The sequence below is a fragment of the Phytopseudomonas daroniae genome (assembly GCF_004327285.1).
Lineage (GTDB): Bacteria > Pseudomonadota > Gammaproteobacteria > Pseudomonadales > Pseudomonadaceae > Aquipseudomonas > Aquipseudomonas daroniae.
Genome location: NZ_QJUI01000023.1, coordinates 49906 through 69254 on the forward strand (window position 1 = coordinate 49906; position 19349 = coordinate 69254).

The 19349-nt window shown below is 63.1% G+C and carries 15 protein-coding genes; 5 read left to right on the top strand and 10 right to left on the bottom strand.

Features of this window, described 5'->3' with window-relative positions:
• Positions 1-10 precede the first annotated feature (10 nt).
• The 10 genes from DNK06_RS21475 to glgA are packed head-to-tail and all read right to left on the bottom strand — an operon-like array spanning position 11 to position 13690.
• Positions 11-655 carry a glycosyltransferase family 2 protein gene (locus tag DNK06_RS21475; RefSeq protein ID WP_131182029.1) on the bottom strand — a complete coding sequence of 215 codons (645 nt, stop codon included), beginning with the start codon at positions 653-655 and terminating at the stop codon, positions 11-13.
• Entirely contained in the window at positions 652-1278 is a 627-nt protein-coding gene (locus tag DNK06_RS21480; protein WP_131182030.1) for a class I SAM-dependent DNA methyltransferase, read from the bottom strand. Before DNK06_RS21480 ends, DNK06_RS21475 begins: the two co-directional genes overlap by 4 nt.
• Positions 1275-2033, bottom strand: a complete 759-nt coding sequence (locus DNK06_RS21485; RefSeq protein WP_131182031.1) for a PIG-L deacetylase family protein — start codon at positions 2031-2033, stop codon at positions 1275-1277. Before DNK06_RS21485 ends, DNK06_RS21480 begins: the two co-directional genes overlap by 4 nt.
• A complete protein-coding gene (locus tag DNK06_RS21490) occupies positions 2030-3067 on the bottom strand; it encodes an acyl-CoA dehydrogenase family protein (protein ID WP_131182032.1) in 1038 nt (345 codons plus the stop codon). The genes DNK06_RS21485 and DNK06_RS21490 overlap by 4 nt, the downstream gene beginning before the upstream one ends.
• The gene (gene glgX / locus DNK06_RS21495) at positions 3064-5193 is read right to left on the bottom strand and encodes a glycogen debranching protein GlgX (RefSeq protein WP_131182033.1); all 2130 of its coding nucleotides are present in this window, start codon (positions 5191-5193) and stop codon (positions 3064-3066) included. The genes DNK06_RS21490 and glgX overlap by 4 nt, the downstream gene beginning before the upstream one ends.
• An 18-nt stretch (positions 5194-5211) precedes the next feature.
• Complete coding sequence (locus DNK06_RS21500) at positions 5212-5538, bottom strand: DUF2934 domain-containing protein (RefSeq protein ID WP_131182034.1); 327 nt, start codon at positions 5536-5538, stop codon at positions 5212-5214.
• Positions 5535-8339, bottom strand: coding sequence for a malto-oligosyltrehalose synthase (locus tag DNK06_RS21505; protein ID WP_131182035.1), 2805 nt, complete (start codon positions 8337-8339; stop codon positions 5535-5537). Before DNK06_RS21505 ends, DNK06_RS21500 begins: the two co-directional genes overlap by 4 nt.
• On the bottom strand, positions 8332-10413 hold the full coding sequence (gene malQ / locus DNK06_RS21510; protein WP_131182036.1) for a 4-alpha-glucanotransferase: 2082 nt from the start codon (positions 10411-10413) through the stop codon (positions 8332-8334). Before malQ ends, DNK06_RS21505 begins: the two co-directional genes overlap by 8 nt.
• Entirely contained in the window at positions 10410-12152 is a 1743-nt protein-coding gene (gene treZ, locus DNK06_RS21515; protein WP_131182045.1) for a malto-oligosyltrehalose trehalohydrolase, read from the bottom strand. Before treZ ends, malQ begins: the two co-directional genes overlap by 4 nt.
• Positions 12152-13690 carry a glycogen synthase GlgA gene (gene glgA, locus DNK06_RS21520; RefSeq protein WP_131182037.1) on the bottom strand — a complete coding sequence of 513 codons (1539 nt, stop codon included), beginning with the start codon at positions 13688-13690 and terminating at the stop codon, positions 12152-12154. Before glgA ends, treZ begins: the two co-directional genes overlap by 1 nt.
• Before the next feature lie 782 nt (positions 13691-14472).
• Here glgA and pcaQ point away from each other — a divergent pair.
• From pcaQ to DNK06_RS21545, 5 genes are all read left to right on the top strand, one after another.
• Positions 14473-15402, top strand: a complete 930-nt coding sequence (gene pcaQ / locus DNK06_RS21525) for a pca operon transcription factor PcaQ (RefSeq protein ID WP_131182038.1) — start codon at positions 14473-14475, stop codon at positions 15400-15402.
• Positions 15403-15669: 267 nt separating this feature from the next.
• Positions 15670-16389 carry a protocatechuate 3,4-dioxygenase subunit beta gene (gene pcaH, locus DNK06_RS21530; RefSeq protein ID WP_131182039.1) on the top strand — a complete coding sequence of 240 codons (720 nt, stop codon included), beginning with the start codon at positions 15670-15672 and terminating at the stop codon, positions 16387-16389.
• A 10-nt stretch (positions 16390-16399) separates the two neighbouring features.
• Complete coding sequence (gene pcaG / locus DNK06_RS21535) at positions 16400-17008, top strand: protocatechuate 3,4-dioxygenase subunit alpha (protein ID WP_131182040.1); 609 nt, start codon at positions 16400-16402, stop codon at positions 17006-17008.
• Positions 16998-18128, top strand: coding sequence for a cell division protein ZapE (gene zapE, locus DNK06_RS21540; protein ID WP_131182041.1), 1131 nt, complete (start codon positions 16998-17000; stop codon positions 18126-18128). Before pcaG ends, zapE begins: the two co-directional genes overlap by 11 nt.
• A gap of 4 nt (positions 18129-18132) precedes the next feature.
• Complete coding sequence (locus tag DNK06_RS21545) at positions 18133-19074, top strand: AEC family transporter (RefSeq protein ID WP_131182042.1); 942 nt, start codon at positions 18133-18135, stop codon at positions 19072-19074.
• The last annotated feature ends 275 nt before the right edge of the window (positions 19075-19349 follow it).

Below are 19349 nucleotides of genomic sequence, written 5' to 3' on the forward strand. Positions count from 1 at the left end.
TTGTTCGGTGCTAAAGCAGGGACTTGAGATAGTCGCCGAAGCCACCTCGGGCTCGGCAGTCCAGCCGCGCGCTGGTGTACACCTGCGGCAGGCAGCTCCAGGCGATGCGCGCGCCAATACGCTCGAAGGCCGCCACCAGTTGCACGTCTTCGTCGACCGGGATTGCCTTGAACCCGCCCGCGCGGCGGTAGCAGGCGGCGCTGAAGGAGAGATTGGCACCATGGATGTGGCGGTGTCCGTCGCGGGCCTGGTAAGCGCTTTCGTAGCGCGTCTGTACTGCCTGGCCGAGGTCGCCCCATTCGGCGATCTGCACGGTGCCACACACCATGTCGGCATTCAGATCCAGCTGGCGCACCAGCCAGTCCTGCGCGACGTGGCTGTCGGCGTCGGAGCACGCGATCCAGGTGGCGCCGTGAGACAGCAGCCACTCGATGCCTGCAGCCCGCGCCAGGCCGACATTGTGTGCTTGCAGCGTCAGGGTATCGACCGGATAGCTGGCCGCGATACTGGCAGAGCCGTCGCTACAGCTATCCAGCACCACCAGTATGCGAACCGGCACGGCCAGGTCGGGATGAGCTGCAGCAGCCAGTACCGCACCAAGGCATTGGTCGAGAGACAGCTCTTCGTTGTGCGCGGGAATGACGATACCGATCATGCTGGCAACTCATGTCCATCGCCGGGGGCGAGCCCCTCGCGTTGTGCCACGGAAGTCGACTGGGTACCCCACACCTCAAGCAGCATGTCGGTATCCTCGTGACGGAGCAGGTGCGGCAGCCCCAGACCCTGGTGAAGACGCTCGTGTACTTCATCACCGGTCAGTGGGCATTCGTCGATGGGCCTGCGCCAGTGGCAGGCGAGCAGGTTGCCGCCCTGGTTGAGCGCAGCGCGGGCACGGGTGATCAGTTGGTCGAGATCCTGCTCGTCCAGGTAGTAGCACAGTTCGCTGAGCACGATCAGGTCGAAGCTGCCTGGCGGCCATTGTTCGGGCAGGCGAGTCTGCAGCAGACGCACGTTGCTGCGGTGTTCGAGGCGGTTGCGGGCCAGCTCCAGGGCGATGGCCGAGGTGTCGCTGCACAGCAACTGAGTGCAGCGTTCCGCCAGACGGACGCTGAGCTCGCCATTGGCGCAACCCGGTTCGAAGATACTGCCGTAATGGCTGCGTGGCAGAGCGGCGAGCGTCAGGTTGCGCTTGCGCTGCTCGTACCAGCGCTCGCGGAACGACCAGGGATCCTGGCTGCCCTTGTAGAGCTTTTCGAAGTAGTTGTCTGCGACGCTCATAAGAACACCACCTCGAATGGTTGCTGCAGGCGTTCCACGGTAATGGCCGAAAGCACCGGCTCGTGGTCGGTATCCGGATCGCTGTACAACTGGCTGGCAAAGGCCTGTATGGCGTGACGCTTGCGCGCCTGGGCCCATTTATCCAGCTGTAGCTTGCGGGCACGAGCCCACGGAATGCGCGGGTCTTCCGGGTTGGCCCAGTGCCAGGCCCATACGGGTATCTCGTGCACGCGCGCGCCACATTCCCGAGCCACCGCCAGGGCAGCACGGCCTACGGCCTCGTGGTCGCTGTGGCCATCCTCGCTCCAGGTGGTGAACACCACGTCGCTGGATTGCAGGTAGGTTTTGAGAAAATCGCGCAGTTGGTTTTCCTGAGTGGCTACCCCGGTATCGGGAAAGCCACCGTGTATCCATTGCATCTGGTTGAGTGGCAGACCCAGGCGCTTCAGCGCGTCGGCGGTCTCCAGCGGGCGTACGATGCTCAGCCGTTGCGGTGTCCAGTAACGCGAGCCCTGGTGGCTGGCACCGCCATCGGTAACCGAGATCAGCAGGACTTGGCGTTGTTCGCGAGCCAGCAGTTGCAGCAAGCCTCCGCAACCGAGGATTTCATCGTCCGGATGGGGCGAAACGATCACCGCCCGTGACCCGGCCGGCACCAGCTCCGCGCAGTCGATATCGGCCACCCGTGCCAGGTGCCGTGACGCTTTCCAGGCTTGTGGCGAGGTGCCTTGTCCTTGAATCGGGTTGGCATTCATAGCATCCAGCTCCCTTGTTGTTGTCGCGCTGTGAGGCTGCCGAGGGCGGCCAGATCGCGCTCGGCATGGCTCTGTCGCAGGAACACCGGCAGGTCGGCGAGATGCCGGGCGAGCGCGGCATCTCGGCAGTACGGGGCGGCGCCCAGCGCACGGCCGACATGGCGAATCACGGTCTCGGCGCTGCTTTCGCACAAGGCACGTACGCGACGCACCGGTAACTCGGCGTTGGCCTGTGGGTTTTCGTCGATCCAGCGGGCGCAGTCGTGCAGTGCGCTGGCAGCCGCCAGCAGCGTACTGTCCACCTCGCCGAGGTGGGCGAGGGCATGGGGTTCATCGTGCCGGGCACAGTGCCTGCGCAACGCCTCGCCGATGGTCTGTGCCGAGCCATACCAGCAGGCCGCGATACCCGCGCCGCCTTGCCAGAAACCTGGTCGCTGCAGATAGCCGTCGGCTGGGCCTACGAGCCACCCGCGGGCTTCCTCGAACAACACTTCGACGCTCTGCGTGGCCTGCATGCCGATCGCCTGCCAGCCCTGGTCTGTGATGTGCACACCAGGCTGCTGCAATGCGACGGCGACCAGTTGCTGCTCGCCGCGGGTATTCCAGGCGGTGAGCAGCCCATGGCTGAGCACCTTCGCGCCGGAGCACCAGGCCTTGCGTCCATGCAGGCGCACACTGCCGTCGCTTTGCTCGGCGTCCAGCTTGACGCGCGCCTGCGGCGGTTCGGCTGCCCACATGCCCCAGGTACTGTCCGCGGGCGGTGGGTTGGCAGCGAAGTGCTGCATGATCGCCAGCGCGTCAGTGTGCCCTTCGTAGAGTTTGCACAGGCTCAGGTCATGTGCAGCGACCGCGGCCAGCGCCTGCCAGCGGTGCATCGTCTGGCCGCTGCCAGGCTGCGGTAACTGGTCGAGATCGGCGCGGCAAAGCGTTTGCAATGCCTGCGCGAGGGCCTCGGGCTGGATCGGTGCGGGTAGCGGCAGCTCGCTTAGTAGAGCGCCGAGGCGATCCGCTGAAAAGCCGCCGCTGTGTGTCATACCGGCTTTTCCTTGTGCAGCTCGAAGAGCACCAGCGAGCGATGAGTCATGGTGAACTCGCTGCCGAACTGGAAGACTTCGTCTTCCGGCTCGTCGGTGCGGTTGGTGTCGAGCATGCACGTCCAGTGGCTGCCCTGGGCGACTTCCGGCAGGTGGAAATTGACCACGTCGTGGTGGGCGTTGACCACCAGCAGCAGGGTCGCGTCGGCGCCGCTGCGGCGAATACCGGTCGGCTGAGCGCGGCCATCGAGCAGCATGCCCAGGCAGCGGGCGTGCGGGTCGTGCCAGTTTTCCTCGCTCATCTCCTCGCCGTGGGGCGCCAGCCAGGTCACGTCCTTGACGCCCAGCTCTTCGTTGTAGGCGCCGACGAAGAAGCGCCCGCGACGCAGGATCGGATAGTTCATGCGCAGCTTGATCAGCCGGCTGACGAAGGCCTGCAGTTGCTTGCCCTGCTCACCGAGGTTCCAGTCGATCCAGCCGATTTCGCTGTCCTGGCAGTAGGCGTTGTTGTTGCCGTGCTGGGTGCGGGCGAACTCATCGCCGGCCACCAGCATCGGCGTGCCCTGCGACAGCAGCAGGGTGGACATGAAGTTGCGCATCTGACGGAAGCGCAGGTCGTTGATTTCCTCGTCGTCGGTTGGCCCCTCGACGCCGTGGTTCCAGGACAGGTTGTTGTTGCTGCCGTCCTGATTGTTCTCGTCGTTGTCCTCGTTGTGCTTGTCGTTGTACGACACCAGATCATTGAGGGTGAAACCATCGTGGGCGGTGATGAAGTTCACCGAGGTGAACGGCCGCCGACCGCGCTGGTTGTACAGGTCGCCGGATGCGGTAAGGCGGCTGGCAAGCTCGGCCAGCTGACCTTCGTCGCCTTTCCAGAAACCGCGCACGTTGTCGCGGAATTTGTCATTCCACTCTGCCCAGCCCGGCGGGAAGCCACCGACCTGATAGCCACCGGGGCCGCAATCCCACGGCTCGGCGATCAGTTTCACCTTGCTCAGCAGCGGATCCTGGCGGCAGGCGACCAGGAAGCTGTGGCGCTCGTCGTAGCCGTCATGGGCACGGGCAAGAATGGTCGCCAGGTCGAAGCGGAAACCGTCCACACCCATTTCCCTGGCCCAGTAGCGCAGCGAGTCGGTGACCATCTGCAGCACGCAGGGGTGGCTCAGATCCAGGGTGTTGCCGGTGCCGGAATCGTTGATGTAGTAACGCTTGTCATCGGGCATCAGCCGGTAATAACTGGCGTTGTCGATACCGCGCATGGACAGGGTCGGGCCCAGCTCGTTGCCTTCGGCGGTATGGTTGTAGACCACGTCGAGAATCAGCTCCAGGCCGGCATCGTGCAGGTGCGCGGCCATCTCCTTGAACTCGTTGATGTGCCCGCTGGCCAGGTAGCGCGGATGCGGCGCGAAGAAGCCGATGCTGTTATAGCCCCAGTAGTTGTTCATGCCTTTTTCCAGCAGGTGCTGGTCGTTGACGAAGGCATGGATGGGCAGCAGCTCTACCGAGGTAACGCCGAGCTTGCGGATGTGCTTGATCACATCGGCGTTCATCAGCCCGGCGAAGGTGCCGCGCTTGTCGTCGGCCACCGCCGGATGACGCATGGTCAGGCCGCGCAGGTGCGCTTCGTACAGCACGGTCTTGTCCCAATCCACGCGATGGCTACGATGCTTGCCCCAGGTGTACGCCGGATCGACGACCTTGCACTTGGGCACGAAGGACGCACTGTCACGCTCGTCGAAACTGAGGTCGCCATCGGGATGACCGATCTCGTAGCCGAACAGTGCTTCCGACCATTTCAATTCGCCCACCAGTTGCTTGGCATAGGGGTCGATCAGCAGTTTGTTGGGGTTGAAGCGGTGCCCGGCTTCCGGCTCGTAAGGGCCATACACGCGGTAGCCGTAGATCAGCCCCGGATGCGCATCGGGCAGGTAGCCGTGCCAGATTTCGTCGCTGTACTCCGGCAGTTCGATGCGCTCGATCTCCTCCAGGCCGTCGGGATCGAAAATGCACAGCTCGACCTTGGTGGCGTGGGCCGAGAAGAGCGCGAAGTTGACGCCCAAACCATCCCAGGTCGACCCCAGAGGAAAGGGGTGACCTTCGGTAATACGCGAGCGTGGATGACTCATTCTGGGGGGCTCCTGGTGTCAGGCCTTGGGCTTCTTGGTGGTGGGCTTGGGGGCGGTCGGTTTGGCTTTGGTCGGCGCCTTGGCCGGTTTGAGCAAGGCTGGCTTCTCTGCCTCGGGCGGAGCCGTCTTGCGGGCACGCGACTTGGTCGGTGCGGCGGGCGCTGGCTCGGTGGCGGCAGCTTTAGGCTTGCTCACGCGCTTGGCCGTGGCCTTGGCGGGCGTCTGCTCGGCTTCAACGAGCTTGGTGGCCATTTCCCAATGACGTTTGGCTTGGCCATGGGGTTTCCCTTCGGATTCCCAGATCTGGTAGGCGAATTCACGGATGCGTTCTTCATTGGCGCTCATGGGGGTGACTCCTGAGATTGGGTAGAGACGATCAGCAGGTTGACAGGGACATCGCGCAGTACGTCGCGTAGCGCGATATGGCAGTCACTCGGTAATGGGGCGGCAGGGCAGAAAACGCTGTACAAAGCCTTGCCGGACAGCGCCGATGGCAGGGCGATGCGGGTGTCGCCCCATTGGTCATGGGTAATCAGTGGCGTCTGGCTGTCGCCCAGTAGCGAGGCGGCCAGGCGTGGCACGACCACCAGCAGGTGGGTCTCGCCATGGTTGCGCAGGAAGGCGAGTACCTTGTCGGCATGGCGTCCTGTCACGCAGAGTGGCTGATAGTCGCCTTCTGCGAACAACCGTCGGTGCTGCTTGCGGGCCGTGAGGGTTGCAGCGATCAGTGCCTGCTTGACCTGGCCGTCGTGCCAGTGCGGCAGCGTCTCGGCAATCGACGCGTTGCTGTCCAGCGCCTGCTGGCGAGCGGCGAAATCCACCGGGCGGCGGTTATCCGGATCGACCAGGGAGAAGTCCCAGAACTCACAGCCCTGATACAGATCGGGCACGCCCGGTACGCTCATGCGCAGCAGGCTCTGCGCCAGGCTGTTGAGCGCGCCGGCCGGGGCGATCCGGGCAGCGGCGAGGCGGATCTCATTACGCAGCTCGGCACCTTCTTCGCTACCGAGCAGCTTCTCCAGATACGTCTTGCAGGCACTTTCGTAGCTATCGTTGGGGTTGCTCCAGGTGCTGCGCAGCTTGGCCTCACGCACGGCTTTTTCCTGCCAGGCGATCAGTCGCTCGGTGAATGCCTGCAGACCCGCGGCGTCATCCGCTGGCAGATCCAGCGGCCAGCAGGCCAGCAGGATCTGCAGCAGCATCAGTTCATCACCTGGCGACGGCGCGGTGCCGTCATCGAGTTCTTCGCGCAACGGTGCCGCCAGTTCGCGCCAGTGTCGGCAGCGTTCGGCGAACCATTCGGCGCGCTCGCTGAGTACCGCCAGTCGCGCACGGGTGTCTTCGCCGCGCTTGTGGTCATGGGTCGCGGTGGTCAGCAGGTTGGCCGGGAAGTGCCGGGCCCGCTGCAGGCAGCCCTGGTGAAAGGCGTCGACCGGCGCGCTGAACTGTTGCGGGTCGAAACCCACGTCATTGCGCGACAGCAGCACGGCGCTGCGATAGCAGGCAGTGTCTTCCACGGCCTTGGCGGCAGCCGGAGAGGTGAGCTGCTGGAAGCGCTCGATCATCTTCGTCCAGAGTTTGCGCTGTGGGCTCGGTGGCCGCTCGGACAGCACCTGACCGCCGAGCCAGTTGTCGAGGTGCTCGAGCAGCGGCCAGTCGGCTTCTGCCAACGTGTTGCGCGCGCCTTCCAGCGCCTGATCGAAAACCGCCTGATCGCTGGCGCTGCGGCCTGCCGCAGAGACATAGGTGCGATACACCGGGAAGTGCACGATCAGTTCCAGCAAGGCACGGCGAATGGCGCCCAGGGTCAGATCGCGGGTGGCGATATCGTCCCGGGCGATCAGCAGCAGACCCTGGGCCAGCGCCTCGAGATCGCCGGCCAGGGAGGTGGTTAGCACCAGTTGCCGGGCCTGGCGCACTTCCTCCATGAAGTCGGCGCCACGGCCGCTGGTCTCGCTCCACAACTGGGCCAGCACGGCCTCGCCTTCGGGAGCGTGCTGCAGCAGGGAAACCTGGTTCATGAATTCGTAGCCGGTGGTGCCGTCGACGCCCCAGTCGTGAGGCAGTTGTTCACCTTCACCGAGAATCTTTTCGACGTAGATCGGGAAACGGCTGCCACGCAATTCGGCGGGCCTCTGTGGCAGCAGGCGCTCGACGCGGCGACGCAGCTTGCGACAGTACGCACGCGGGTTGGCCAGACCATCGACGTGGTCGATACGCAGCCCGTCGACCAGGCCGTTTTCGATCATCTCGAAGATCTTCGCGTGGGTCGCTTCGAACACCTCATGGCGCTCGACCTTGAGGCCGCCCAGTTCGTTGATGTCGAAGAAGCGCCGCCAGTTGATGTCGTCCGCCGCCGTGCGCCAGCTGGCCAGGCGATAGTGCTGGCGTTCGAGCAATTGGTGCAGGGCCATGAAGCCGTGCTCCTCGCTGGGCCGCAGGCTGGCAATGGCACGCTCGACGGCGCCACCGGTCTTGCCGGCCAGGGCGAGCAGTTCACGGAACAGGGTGTGCGCCTGGCGTTGGCTGTCCTGGCTGTCATCCAGCGCCGCGAAACGGTTGCCCAGGGCCTGCAGCTCGGCGTGCTCACTGCGTTGCAGCACGTCGCCATAGGTCGGTGGGTTGAGCGGGAACCGATGGTCGTAGTGCTTGGCGTAGAGCAGGCCACGTTCGGCATCGAAGTGCAGTTCGATTTCGCCCGCCGCCAGCACTTCGCCGTAGTCGCTGCGCAGGAAGGGCACCAGCAACTGGCCGCGCAGCAGCGGGTCGGGGGATTGCCAGTGGATATCGAAGAACTTCGCGTGGCGGCTGTTGGCGCCCCATTCCAGCACATCCAGCCACCAGGGGTTGGCGTCGCCGCCTACCGCCATATGGTTGGAAACGATATCGAGGATCAGTCCCATGCCCCGGGAGCGCAGCGCTGCGACCAGGCGTTGCAGAGCAGCTTCGCCACCGAGCTCCGGGTTGACGCGGGTCGGGTCGACCACGTCATAGCCATGCATCGAACCCGGTCGTGCGGTGAGCAGCGGCGAGGCGTAGATGTGGCTGATGCCCAGGCGCGCGAAGTAATCCACCAGGGGCACGGCATCGTCGAGGGTGAAGCTCTTGTGAAACTGCAGGCGCACGCTGGCGCGTAATTCAGTCATGGCGTGTGCCCTCGACCCGATTACGTGCCCACTGCAAACGTTGTAGACGGCGACTGACCGCAGGTTGCTCGAGCATGTCTTCGGCGTGCGCCGGCCAGCGCCGGCGCCAGTTCGGGTGATCGTCTCCCGGGCCCGGCAGATTGGGTTGCTCGGTGGTGGCCATGGCATCTTCCAGGGGCAACAGCACCAGCGGTGCTGGCGTGCTGCCGATAAAGGCGATGCTGGCGTCCAACTGCTGTTGCTCGTCGTCCGTTTCGTCTGAAGCGACGTGACCGTGCTGCTGCAAGGCCTGACGCAGCGCCCGGGTTTCGTGCGCGCGCAAGTCGTGATCCTGTCTGGTGTAGTCGTCGCTGCGGTGGCCCGCGGTTTGGCGCCAATCAATGTCGCGTGAGGCGAACCAGCCGCGGATGCTCGGTAAATCGTGCGTGGTGGTGGTCGCCAGGGCGTCCCGTGGCCAATGCGTCGGCGCGTGGAAGTGGCCGTTGCTTTGCTCGAACAGCAGCACGCGCATGCCCAGAATGTTGCGCCGGGCCAGCTCTTCGCGCAGGCCATCGGGCACGGTGCCGAGGTCTTCGCCGATGATCAGTGCGCCATGGCGCTCGGCTTCCAGGCACAACAGGCGCAGCAGATCCTGGGACGGATAATTGAGGTAGGCACCGGCCCCGGGCGCTTCTCCGTCAGGGATCACCCACAAGCGGCGCATGCTCATCACATGGTCGATACGCATACCACCGGCATGGGCCAGGTTGGCACGCAGCATTTCGATGTAGGCGCGAAAGCCATTGCTTTGCAGGCCTTGGGGCGAAAATGCGGAAACGCCCCAGTTCTGCCCGGAGCGATTGAGGATGTCCGGCGGTGCGCCGACGCTTACCGCTTGCAGCAGCTCCGACTGCCGCGCCCAGGCCTGGCTGCCCGACGCATCGGCGCCCACGGCCAGGTCTGCGATCAGGCCTACGGCCATGCCGGCATCCCGGGCGCTGCTTTGGGCACGGTCGAGGCAGCGAGCGATCAGCCATTGGGCGAAGGTGTGGAATTCGATCTCCTGTTCGTGGCCATCACAGAACTGTGTAACAGCTTCGCTGGCCGGATCACGATACTGTTCGGGCCATACGCGCCAATCCACCGGCAGCCCGTTGAGATCCATGAAACCGCGCAGCGCCTCGAAACGGCAGTGCTGATGCAGCGCATCGCCGCCCTCGCGACGAAAGGCCTCGAAGTCGGCGCGCAGCGGATGGGCGTCCTGGCTGAAGTCGGCGTGCAACTGACGCAGGATGCGCATTCGGCTACTTGCCACGCCAGGCCAGTCGATCAGGTCGAGACTTTCCAGGCGCGCCAGTTCTTCACCGAGACCACAACTGCTGATCGCCCGTTGCAGGGCTTCCTCGCCTAGAACGCTGCCCGGCGCCGCATGCAGTACGTTGAAGAACAGACGGCTGGAAGGCGAGTAGGGGCTGTAGGTATGCAGGTTGGCGCTGAACATGGCATGCACCGGGCTGATCGCCACGGCATCGGCACCATGCCTGGCCGCGCTGCGCACCAGGGATTCCAGTGCCTGGGTGTTGCCCAGGCCGCCATCCCGAGGGCGGCGCAGCGAATAGAGCTGCGCGCTGAGGCCCCAGATTTTCGCGTCCGCACGCCCGGCCAACTGGGCCACGCTCGGGCACGCCGCTGGGGCAACGGCAAGCGTCACTTCGCCACCGGCAATCCGTAAGCGGTGATAACCGGTGATGCCGATAACGGGCAGGCGCCCGCTGCCATCGAGGCGGCCTTCGAGGCGTTCGCCCTGTTCCAACTCGAGTTCGAAGGAGGTGCCTGGCGGGAAATAGCGGGTCAGATCCAGCGCTTCCTGCTGGTCGAGAGTCACCAGTGGCCCGAGAGCCTGGGTGTCCTGGCGGTGTTGCAGCTGGCCGAGGCTGTCTTCGATCTGCTCGCTGCTTTGCGCCGGATAACCCAAGGCTTCCAGCAGGCGACGCTGGTGTTCCGAGGTGACTGATTGGGCGCGGCCATCGGCGTCGATCCAGTCGACGCTCAAGCCTGCGGCTTTGCTCAGATCGGCAAGGCGTGCATCGCTCATGCTGCGCCCTCCAGCAGAACCCGGATGCTGCGCGGTAGCAGGCGATCGGCACCTGCATCCGTACGGTAGGTAAACAATGTACGGGCCTGTTCGTGAGCTTGAGTCGCAACTTCGGCGTCGCTCAGGTTCAGGTCGATACGCAGAATCTGCCCATCCCCCAACTGCCAGCTGGCAGCCACTGCCGCTTCGCCCAGTACCCGGCTTTCCAGCGCCTGGCTACCTTGCAGGCGCGGCACGATGTGTTCATGGCGCAGCGTCAGCAACTCACGGTAGAAGGCCACCCAGGCTTGCCCTGCGGGCGTGTTGCGTGCGGCGTAATCGGGTACGGACGCCTCGAATGTGCCAGCTTCGTTGGGGGCGGGAATGGCCAGGCCGGAAAACCTCGAGAACTCGCGAAACTCGTTTTGCCGACCCTTGCGCACCGCCTCGCCCAGTTCGTCGTTGTGCGAGGTGAAGAACTGGAACGGCTGCTCGCAGCCCCATTCCTCGCCCATGAACAGCAGCGGAATCATCGGGCTGAGCAGCAACAGGGCTGTGGCGCTCTTCAAGGCATCGGTATCGGCCAGCGCCAGCAGACGTTCACCGAGGGCGCGGTTGCCGACCTGGTCGTGGTTCTGCAGGAACAGCACGAAAGCGCTTGGGGGAAGGTGTCCGCTGCTGCTGCCGCGGGCAGTGCCGTGACGGGTGGTTTCACCCTGGTAGATGAAGCCTTCACGCAGGCAGCGAGCAAGCTTGTGGGTGGCATCCTCGGCGAAGTCGGCGTAGTAGCCTTCGTGTTCGCCGGTCAGCAAATGGTGCAGCACGTTATGGCCGTCGTCGTTCCATTGGGCGACGAAGCCTCGTTGCAGCAGTTCGGCGTCGTTGTTCTCGTTTTCCAGCACCAGATGCAGGTGGCGCGTCGAAGGGATCGAAGCGTGCAACCGATCCGCCAGTTCGAGCAGGAAGTCGCGCTCGTCGATGGCATGTACCGCGTCCAGGCGCAGGCCGTCGACGCGATAGTCCTGTATCCACATCAGGGCGTTGTCGAGAAAGTAGTCACGCACTTCGCGGCGGCGGAAATCGATGACCGGGCCCCAGGGGGTGTGCACGTCCTTGCGGAAGAAATCGCTGGCGTACTGCCCCAGGTAATTGCCGTCGGGGCCGAAGTGGTTGTAGACCACATCGATGAAGACCATCAGGCCCAGTTCGTGAGCACGGTCGATCAGTGCGCGCAGTTCATCGGGCGTGCCGTAAGAGGAATCCGGAGCGAAAGGCAGAACGCCGTCGTAACCCCAGTTGCGGCCACCGGGAAACTCACCCAGGGGCATCAGTTCGATGGCGGTGATACCGAGTTCGCTCAGCGCCTGCAGCCTGGCTTCGACACCTTTATAACCGCCCAGCGTGCCGACGTGGAGTTCATAGAGCACCGTCTCCTGCCAGGGGCGGCCCTGCCAGTCGCTGGTACGCCAGGCGTATCGTTTGGGGTCGGCTACACGGCTTGGGCCGTGTACGTCGCTGGCTTGCCAGCGCGAAGCCGGGTCGGGCACCAGCAGGTTGTCATCGATCAGGTAGCGGTAATCGCTACCGGCGCCTATCGATAGCGTTGCCGTGAACCAGCCATCTTCAGTGGCCGCCATCGCATGCTGCTCAGCGTCCTGCAGTTGTACCGCCACACTTTTGGCGTCTGGCGCCCAAAGGGAAAAATGGGTTTGACCGTCCTCGTCCAGCCAGGCGCCGTATCGTCGCTTTTTTTCTACCATCACACCAATTTCCCACCCGACTTCTTCGCGGCCAGCAGCTTGCGATACAGCGCCGCGTAGGGTTCCACCGACTGCCTCCAGTACAGCGGTGATGCCATCGCACGGGCGCGCATGGCGTTGAGCAGTTGCGGATTGCGGTAAACCGCCATCGCCCGACGCACGGCTTCCAGGTAGCTCTCGGTGGTAGTTTCGTTGAACAGGAAACCGCTGACACCGTCCTCGATGGTATCGGCCAGGCCGCCGGTAGCTCTGGCAATAGGCAGCGAGCCAAAGCGCTGGGCGTACATCTGGCTGAGGCCGCACGGCTCGAAGCGCGAAGGCATGAGCAGGAAGTCGCTACCCGCGAACATGCAGCGGGCATCGGCTTCATTGAAGCCGACATTGGCGCCGATACGTCCAGGGTGACGGCGGGCCAGCTCGCGCACTGCTTCTTCCAGGTGTTCTTCACCACGGCCGATGATGGCGATACGGCCACCCTCGGCGACGATGGCGTCGGCGATCTGCAGGGTCAGATCAATGCCTTTTTGCTGCACCAGACGCGACACCACGGCGAACAGCGGGCCGTCGCTGGGCTCCAGGCCGAACATCTGCTCGACGTGGCGGGTGTTTACGCGCTTGCCTTCCCAATCATGGGCGTCGAAACCTTGCACCAGATGGGGATCGTTCAGCGAATCCCAGCTGTCGTCGATGCCATTGGGAATGCCGCTCAACTGATTGAGCCGTACCTTGAACTGCAACATGCCTTCCAGGCCGCAGCCGAAGGCTTCGGTGGTGATTTCGCGGGCGTAGTTGGCGCTCACGGTGGTCACGTGATCCGAATACACCAGCCCTGCCTTGAGGAACGACAGCCGGCCGTAGAACTCCATGCCCTGATGGCCGCACGCCGAGGAGGGCAGGCCCAGTTCCGGACTGCATTCCAGGCTGCACAGGCCCTGGTAGGCGAGGTTGTGGATGGTGAACACGGTAGGCGTGCTCTGGCCGCGCCAGCTCATGTAGGCCGGGGTCAGTGCGGCAGGCCAGTCGTTGGCGTGAACCACTTCGGGGCACCAACTGAGGCACGCGGTACCTGCGGCGATTTCAGCGGCAGCCAGACCCAGGCGGGCGAAACGGATGTGGTTGTCCTGCCAGTCACGACCGTGGCTGTCGGCGTAGGGCGTACCGTCACGGTCATAGAGTTCGGGGCATATCAATACGTAGACGATCAGCCCATCGGGCAAGGTCATGCAGCCGACACGTGCCGGGGGCAGGGCGGCATGGCCGGGAACGCTGCCGACGTCACGAATGGGGTGGCCGCTTTCAAGCACCTGACGGTAGCCGGGAATCAATACCCGGACGTCATGATCCGCGCTCATGGCACGCGGCAGCGAAGCGGACACATCACCCAGGCCACCAACCTTGATCAGGTCGGCGAGCTCAGGGCTTACAAAGAGGATTTTCTTTTTCACCGCGTGCAGATTGGTAATTTTGGTTTGAGGCTTGAGCGTTGTTTCTATCGATGCCGATTGATCAAACCGTGTTGCTGCGACAGCGTTTCCCATACCATCCTCCGATCTATTCTGTCCTTGATCCGTGATTGTTTTGCTTGCTTGCACGCTATCGGGAATATGCCGCATGTCTTTCCAGTTGAATCCCGTGTTGGGGCAGGAGGAAAAGCTGCTTTCTGGTTGTTAATTCCCACCTAATTGATGACCCAGGAGGGAAAGAAGAAGTTTCGGCTATTTTTGCTGCCGCTTCGGACAGGAAGGAACTAATGGAAAGCAGCAGGTTTTCGCTGCGCGTATCCTGGAAATCATGGTTTTTCGACTGCGTTAGTCGCTTTTGGCTGGAGCTTTCAACTGTTTGCAGGAGGGCTTGGAGGTGTCTTTCAGGCATTCGCACCCGCATAGGGCGACAGGCGGTCATTTCTAAGCGGGCATGCTTAGTTGACCCATCCTGTACCTGCCTTGGACAGGGGCTGGACAGAAACTTGGACAAGTAAGAAGTATGGGTACTTGGCAAGGTAGTGGCACTTTAATTTGATCGCTCAAACAAGTACCGGCAGTAAAGGTATATAACGTTTAACCTGTTCAATATTTCCTGCCGAAAGTGGTAGGGAGAGGCTGTTAATAAACGCTTCGATCACAATTGCTTATCTGCCCTTTGGCGCTCGAGATGTGCTGGTAACGCTGCTGCTTGCAACGTTTCGGCCGGTGCACTCGTGATTACCTGCTTTCGTACAGCCTTGAAGCTGTTGAAGATCGCGAACACCTGCCGGTTCGTGCCAGCGCGTGAACGCGGCGTTCTGGTACTGTTGCGCAGACCTCACCAGCGTCCCGCGACCATGAACCTCGATACCCGCATCAAATTTCGTCACCTGACGTGCTTTCTCGAAATCGCCCGGCAGCGCAGTTTCGCCAAAGCCGCCGATGCGTTGGCGGTCAGCCAGCCGGCAGTCTCCAAGACACTCAAGGAGCTGGAAGAGATTCTCGCCGCCTCTCTGTTCGAGCGTGGCAAGACGGGCGTCAGCCTGACCTCGGCAGGGCTTGCCTTCATGCGCTATGCCGGCCCCTGCGTGCAGGCGTTGCGTGACGGGGTGGCCAGCTTGCGCAGTGGTGAGCATGACGCTGGTCAGGTACGTGTCGGTGTGCTGTCGACCGTGGAAAGTCTGCTGATACCGGAGGTGGTGCGCCGCCTTCACGAACGGCACGCGGCGCTGGTGGTCAGCGTCGCCACCGGGCCCAGTGCCTATCTGCTGGGGCAATTGCGGGTCGGCGAACTGGATCTGGTGGTCGGGCGCATGACTGACAGCCCGGAAATCCAGGGCCTGACCTTCGAACACCTGTACAGCGAATCCATGACCCTGGTGGTGCGCCCGGAGCATCCCTTGCTGGCGCTGGGCGAGTCCGCTCTCGCCCAGCTCGGCAACTACCCGCTGGTGTTGCCATTGGCCGGTACCACCATCCGCCGCTATGCCGACAGTCTGTTCGTGCAGTGTGGCGTACCGCAACCCGGCCAGCGTCTGGAGACGCTGTCGCCAGCTCTGAGCCGGCGCTACGTGCAATGCAGCGATGCCCTCTGGGTGGCGCCCCTGGATGCCGTGCGCCTCGACCTGCAGAGCGGTGAACTGGCCGAGCTGTCCCTGGGGATTCGCGAGCCGGGTGGCTCGGTGGGGATCTGCAGCAACGCCGCCTTGCCGTTGTCGCTGGCATCACACTGGTGCTGCGACACATTGCGCGAGTTGGCTGAGGAGTACCGTGGCCGTCTGGCCTAGGGTCTAGCCTTTCGGATCTGTCGCGAGCTGCTGTCTCACTGGTGACGTTGGGCGGCGGTCATCCAGTGCAATGCGGCGTATTGCGGGTGTGTCGGTTAGCATCAAATTACGCTTTATCCATAACCTATTGGTTATGAATGGGTGCGCTCTTTTCAATAGGCTCCACGGGCCGTCTGCGCGATCATGGCCTGCAGAGCCCGCACCGTACGCCTGACTGGCGTGACAGTTGGCGGGTCGACTCCATAATTTCAATAACCGGAGCCTGTCATGCCTGTTGAGGACACCAGCCGTTTCATCATTCGTGATCGTAACTGGCACCCCAAAGCCTTCACTCCCGATTACAAGACCTCCATCCCACGTTCGCCGCGCCAGGCGCTGGTGAGTATTGCGCAGTCCATTTCGGAAACCACCGGGCCGGATTTCACCCATTTGAAAATGGGCAAGTACGACAACGATCTGCTGCTCAACTTCAACAACGGCGGCCTGCCGGTCGGTGAGCGCATTCTGGTTTGCGGGCGGGTGATGGATCAGTACGGCAAGCCGATTCCGCATACCTTCGTGGAAATGTGGCAAGCCAACGCCGGCGGCCGTTATCGCCACAAGAACGACCGCTACCTGGTGCCGCTGGATCCCAACTTTGGCGGCGTAGGCCGTGCGCTGACCGACAGTGAAGGCAATTACAGCTTCCGCACCGTCAAGCCGGGTCCGTACCCGTGGCGCAACGGCCCCAATGACTGGCGCCCTGCGCACATCCACTTCTCCATCAGTGGTCCGTCGATCTCGACCAAACTGATCACCCAGCTGTATTTCGAAGGGGATCCGCTGATCCCGCTGTGCCCGATCGTCAAGTCGATCGCCAACCCGGATGCGGTACAGACGCTGATCGCCAAGCTCGACATGAGCATGGCCAACCCGATGGATTGCCTGGCCTACCGTTTCGACATCGTGCTGCGTGGCCAGCGCAAGACCCATTTCGAGAACTGCTGAGGAGCCTGTCATGCCTGTCGAACTCTTGCGCGAAACCGCTTCGCAAACCGCCGGCCCTTACGTTCATATCGGTCTGGCTCTGGCCGCCGCCGGCAACCCGACCCGTGAGCAGGAAATCTGGAACCAGATGGCCAAGCCTGGCGCCCCCGGCGAGCACATCACCCTGATCGGCCATGTTTACGATGGCAACGGCCACCTGGTGCGGGATGCCTTCCTGGAACTCTGGCAGGCCGACCATCAGGGCCGCTATGACGCCGAGTACGATCTGGACAAGGCCTTCAACGGTTTCGGCCGTACCGCCACCACTTTCGATGCAGGCAGTGAGTGGACGGTACAGACCGTCAAGCCAGGTGTAGTGGATAACGCTGCCGGCGTGCCGATGGCGCCGCACATCAACGTCTCGCTGTTCGCCCGTGGCATCAACATCCACCTGCACACGCGTATCTATTTCGAGGATGAGGCCGAGGCCAACGGCAAGGATCCGGTGCTCAACCTGATCGAGCAGCCGTCACGCCGCGAAACCCTCGTCGCCAAGCGTTGTGAGGTTGACGGCAAGCCGGCCTATCGTTTTGATATCCGCATTCAGGGGGACGGCGAAACGGTGTTTTTTGACTTTTGACAGAGGGCCGGATACGCCCGTCGAGCAGATCGGCGAGCGTATCCACCAAGGTTTCACGGCGGCGCTCGAAGCCCGTGGCTTTCGCGCCGATAGCGAGCAGCAGCGGGCAATCGATACCCTGGCGCAGTGGCTGCAAGGCTGGTGCGCCGGGCGTCGTGGCTGGCTGCGTAAACCCGCCGCTGGCGTTTACCTGTGGGGTGGCGTGGGGCGCGGCAAGAGCTTCGTCATGGATGCCTTCTTTGCCGCTGCGCCATTCGCAGCCAAGCGCCGTGTGCATTTCCACGCCTTCCTGCAGGAACTGCAGCAGCGCATGAAGGCCTTCGCCGGTCACCCGGATCCCCTGGTGCTGGCGATCCGCGCGCTGGCACAGGACATCCGCCTGCTGTGCTTCGACGAGTTCCATGTTCACGACATCGGCGACGCCATGCTCCTGCGACGCCTGCTCGACGTGCTGGTCGAGGAGGGCGTCGGTCTGGTGATGACCTCCAATTACGCGCCGGTCGGGCTGTGCCCCAATCCGCTGTACCGCGAGCGTTTCACGCCGGCGATCGACATGCTCGAAAAGCGTTTTACCGTATTGGCGCTGGATGCCGGTATCGATTATCGCGAGTTGTCCGGCAGTGGACAGCGTTGGGGGGAATACCTCTGGCCGCAATCGGCGGGCGGGCTGGCTTATCTGGAGGAGTGGTTGGCACTGGGTGGCGAGGCGCGCCGCGACCAGGTGCTGGCGGTCAATCACCATCCGCTGCTGGTGCGTGCATTGGCACCCGGCCGCGCCTGGCTGGAGTTTGCCGAGCTCTGCGGCAACGCCCATTCCACCGCCGACTTCCTCTGGCTGCTGCAGCGCTATCCGCGTATGGCCCTGACGGGGGTGCCGACCCTGGATTCGCAGCCGACCGATGCCTGTCAGCGGTTCATCAACCTGGTCGATATCGCGTACGATGCCGGCGCGAGCCTGCTGCTGTGCAGCGAGTCCAGCCTCGAACGGCTGTGCCGCGGCTCACCGCACCAGGACTTCGGGCGTACCCGAAGCCGTCTGAGCCAACTGTACGTACGTGAGCTCTCCGTGACTGAAGGCGCTGGCCACTATGCCGGTGGCGTTTGCGATAAGGAATTCTGAAGCCGTGCTGCAAATCTTCCAGATCACTGCGCCGATCTTTCTGCTGATAGGGCTTGGATATGCCGCGGCCATGAGTGGCGTACTCAGCCGCGAACAGGTGCGTGGCATCGGTGCGTTCGTGATCACCTTCGCCATGCCGGCGCTGCTGATCAAGACCCTGGGTACCTCGCCGATCCAGCAGACCATGATTCCCGGTTATCTGGTGGCCTACACCTTAGGCTCCTGCGTGACCTTCGCGGCGGCGTTCTGCGTTTCGCGCTGGTTGCGCCGTGACAATTTGTCCGGCTCAGCGATCAACGCCATGGGCATGTCGATATCCAACAGCGGCTTCGTCGGCTACCCGCTGGTGGCGGCGGCCATCGGCTCGCCTGCGGTATTGGGCATGGCCATGGGCATGCTGGTCGAGAACCTGCTGCTGATTCCCCTGGCGCTGGTATTGGCCGAAGCGGGCAAGCAGCAGGGCGGCGGCTGGCCGACCGTGCTGCGCATGACCTTCGGGCGATTGCTGAGAAACCCGGTGATCATCGGTATCGTCATCGGCCTTTGCGTGTCGCTGCTGGCCATCGAGATTCCGCCGCTGCTGCTCAAACCCATCGACATGCTGGCCGGGGTGTCGGCGCCGCTGGCGCTGTTCGTGATCGGGGCGGGGTTGTTCGGCATGAAAGCGCGCGGGGTATGGATCGATGCCGCGTGGATTTCCACCGGCAAGCTGATCTTCCATCCATTGGCGGTGCTCTGCGCGTTCATGCTGGTGCCCGGCGTGGATCCGCTCATGAAGACGGTCGGTGTGCTGTTCGCCTGCTCGCCGATGATGAGCATTTTCCCGATCCTCGGTCAGCGCTTCGGCCTGGAGGATCGCTGCAGTGCGACCTTGCTGGTGGCCACCGTACTGTCGTTCCTCACCATCAGCGTGGCATTGATGTTCATCGATGCCACGCCGGCCTGAGCACCTGTTCACGATCTTCGTGTACCTGGCAAAGAGAAACCTATGGCGGCAATAAGGCGGAAGCAGACGCTTACCCCGTAGGGTGGATGACGCTCTTTTCATCCACCATTGCGATTGCAGAGCGGTGGACGGATCGGGCCGCGTAGGCAAGCGTCGTCCACCCTTGTATCTCGACTACAGCCTTTCAGTGAGGTTATGGTTCCCGACTGATCATCGGGGGAGGAGCTGCAAGCCGTGTCCACCCTTAAGCCTTGAGCTTGCAACGTAGATTGCGC

What these genes read in the sequence shown, in the direction of transcription:
- DNK06_RS21475 (WP_131182029.1), bottom strand. Translation starts at nt 655, where the DNA reads ATGATCGGTATCGTCATTCCCGCGCACAACGAAGAGCTGTCTCTCGAC.
- DNK06_RS21480 (WP_131182030.1), bottom strand. Translation starts at nt 1,278, where the DNA reads ATGAGCGTCGCAGACAACTACTTCGAAAAGCTCTACAAGGGCAGCCAG.
- DNK06_RS21485 (WP_131182031.1), bottom strand. Translation starts at nt 2,033, where the DNA reads ATGAATGCCAACCCGATTCAAGGACAAGGCACCTCGCCACAAGCCTGG.
- DNK06_RS21490 (WP_131182032.1), bottom strand. Translation starts at nt 3,067, where the DNA reads ATGACACACAGCGGCGGCTTTTCAGCGGATCGCCTCGGCGCTCTACTA.
- glgX (WP_131182033.1), bottom strand. Translation starts at nt 5,193, where the DNA reads ATGAGTCATCCACGCTCGCGTATTACCGAAGGTCACCCCTTTCCTCTG.
- DNK06_RS21500 (WP_131182034.1), bottom strand. Translation starts at nt 5,538, where the DNA reads ATGAGCGCCAATGAAGAACGCATCCGTGAATTCGCCTACCAGATCTGG.
- DNK06_RS21505 (WP_131182035.1), bottom strand. Translation starts at nt 8,339, where the DNA reads ATGACTGAATTACGCGCCAGCGTGCGCCTGCAGTTTCACAAGAGCTTC.
- malQ (WP_131182036.1), bottom strand. Translation starts at nt 10,413, where the DNA reads ATGAGCGATGCACGCCTTGCCGATCTGAGCAAAGCCGCAGGCTTGAGC.
- treZ (WP_131182045.1), bottom strand. Translation starts at nt 12,152, where the DNA reads ATGGTAGAAAAAAAGCGACGATACGGCGCCTGGCTGGACGAGGACGGT.
- glgA (WP_131182037.1), bottom strand. Translation starts at nt 13,690, where the DNA reads ATGGGAAACGCTGTCGCAGCAACACGGTTTGATCAATCGGCATCGATA.
- pcaQ (WP_131182038.1), top strand. Translation starts at nt 14,473, where the DNA reads ATGAACCTCGATACCCGCATCAAATTTCGTCACCTGACGTGCTTTCTC.
- pcaH (WP_131182039.1), top strand. Translation starts at nt 15,670, where the DNA reads ATGCCTGTTGAGGACACCAGCCGTTTCATCATTCGTGATCGTAACTGG.
- pcaG (WP_131182040.1), top strand. Translation starts at nt 16,400, where the DNA reads ATGCCTGTCGAACTCTTGCGCGAAACCGCTTCGCAAACCGCCGGCCCT.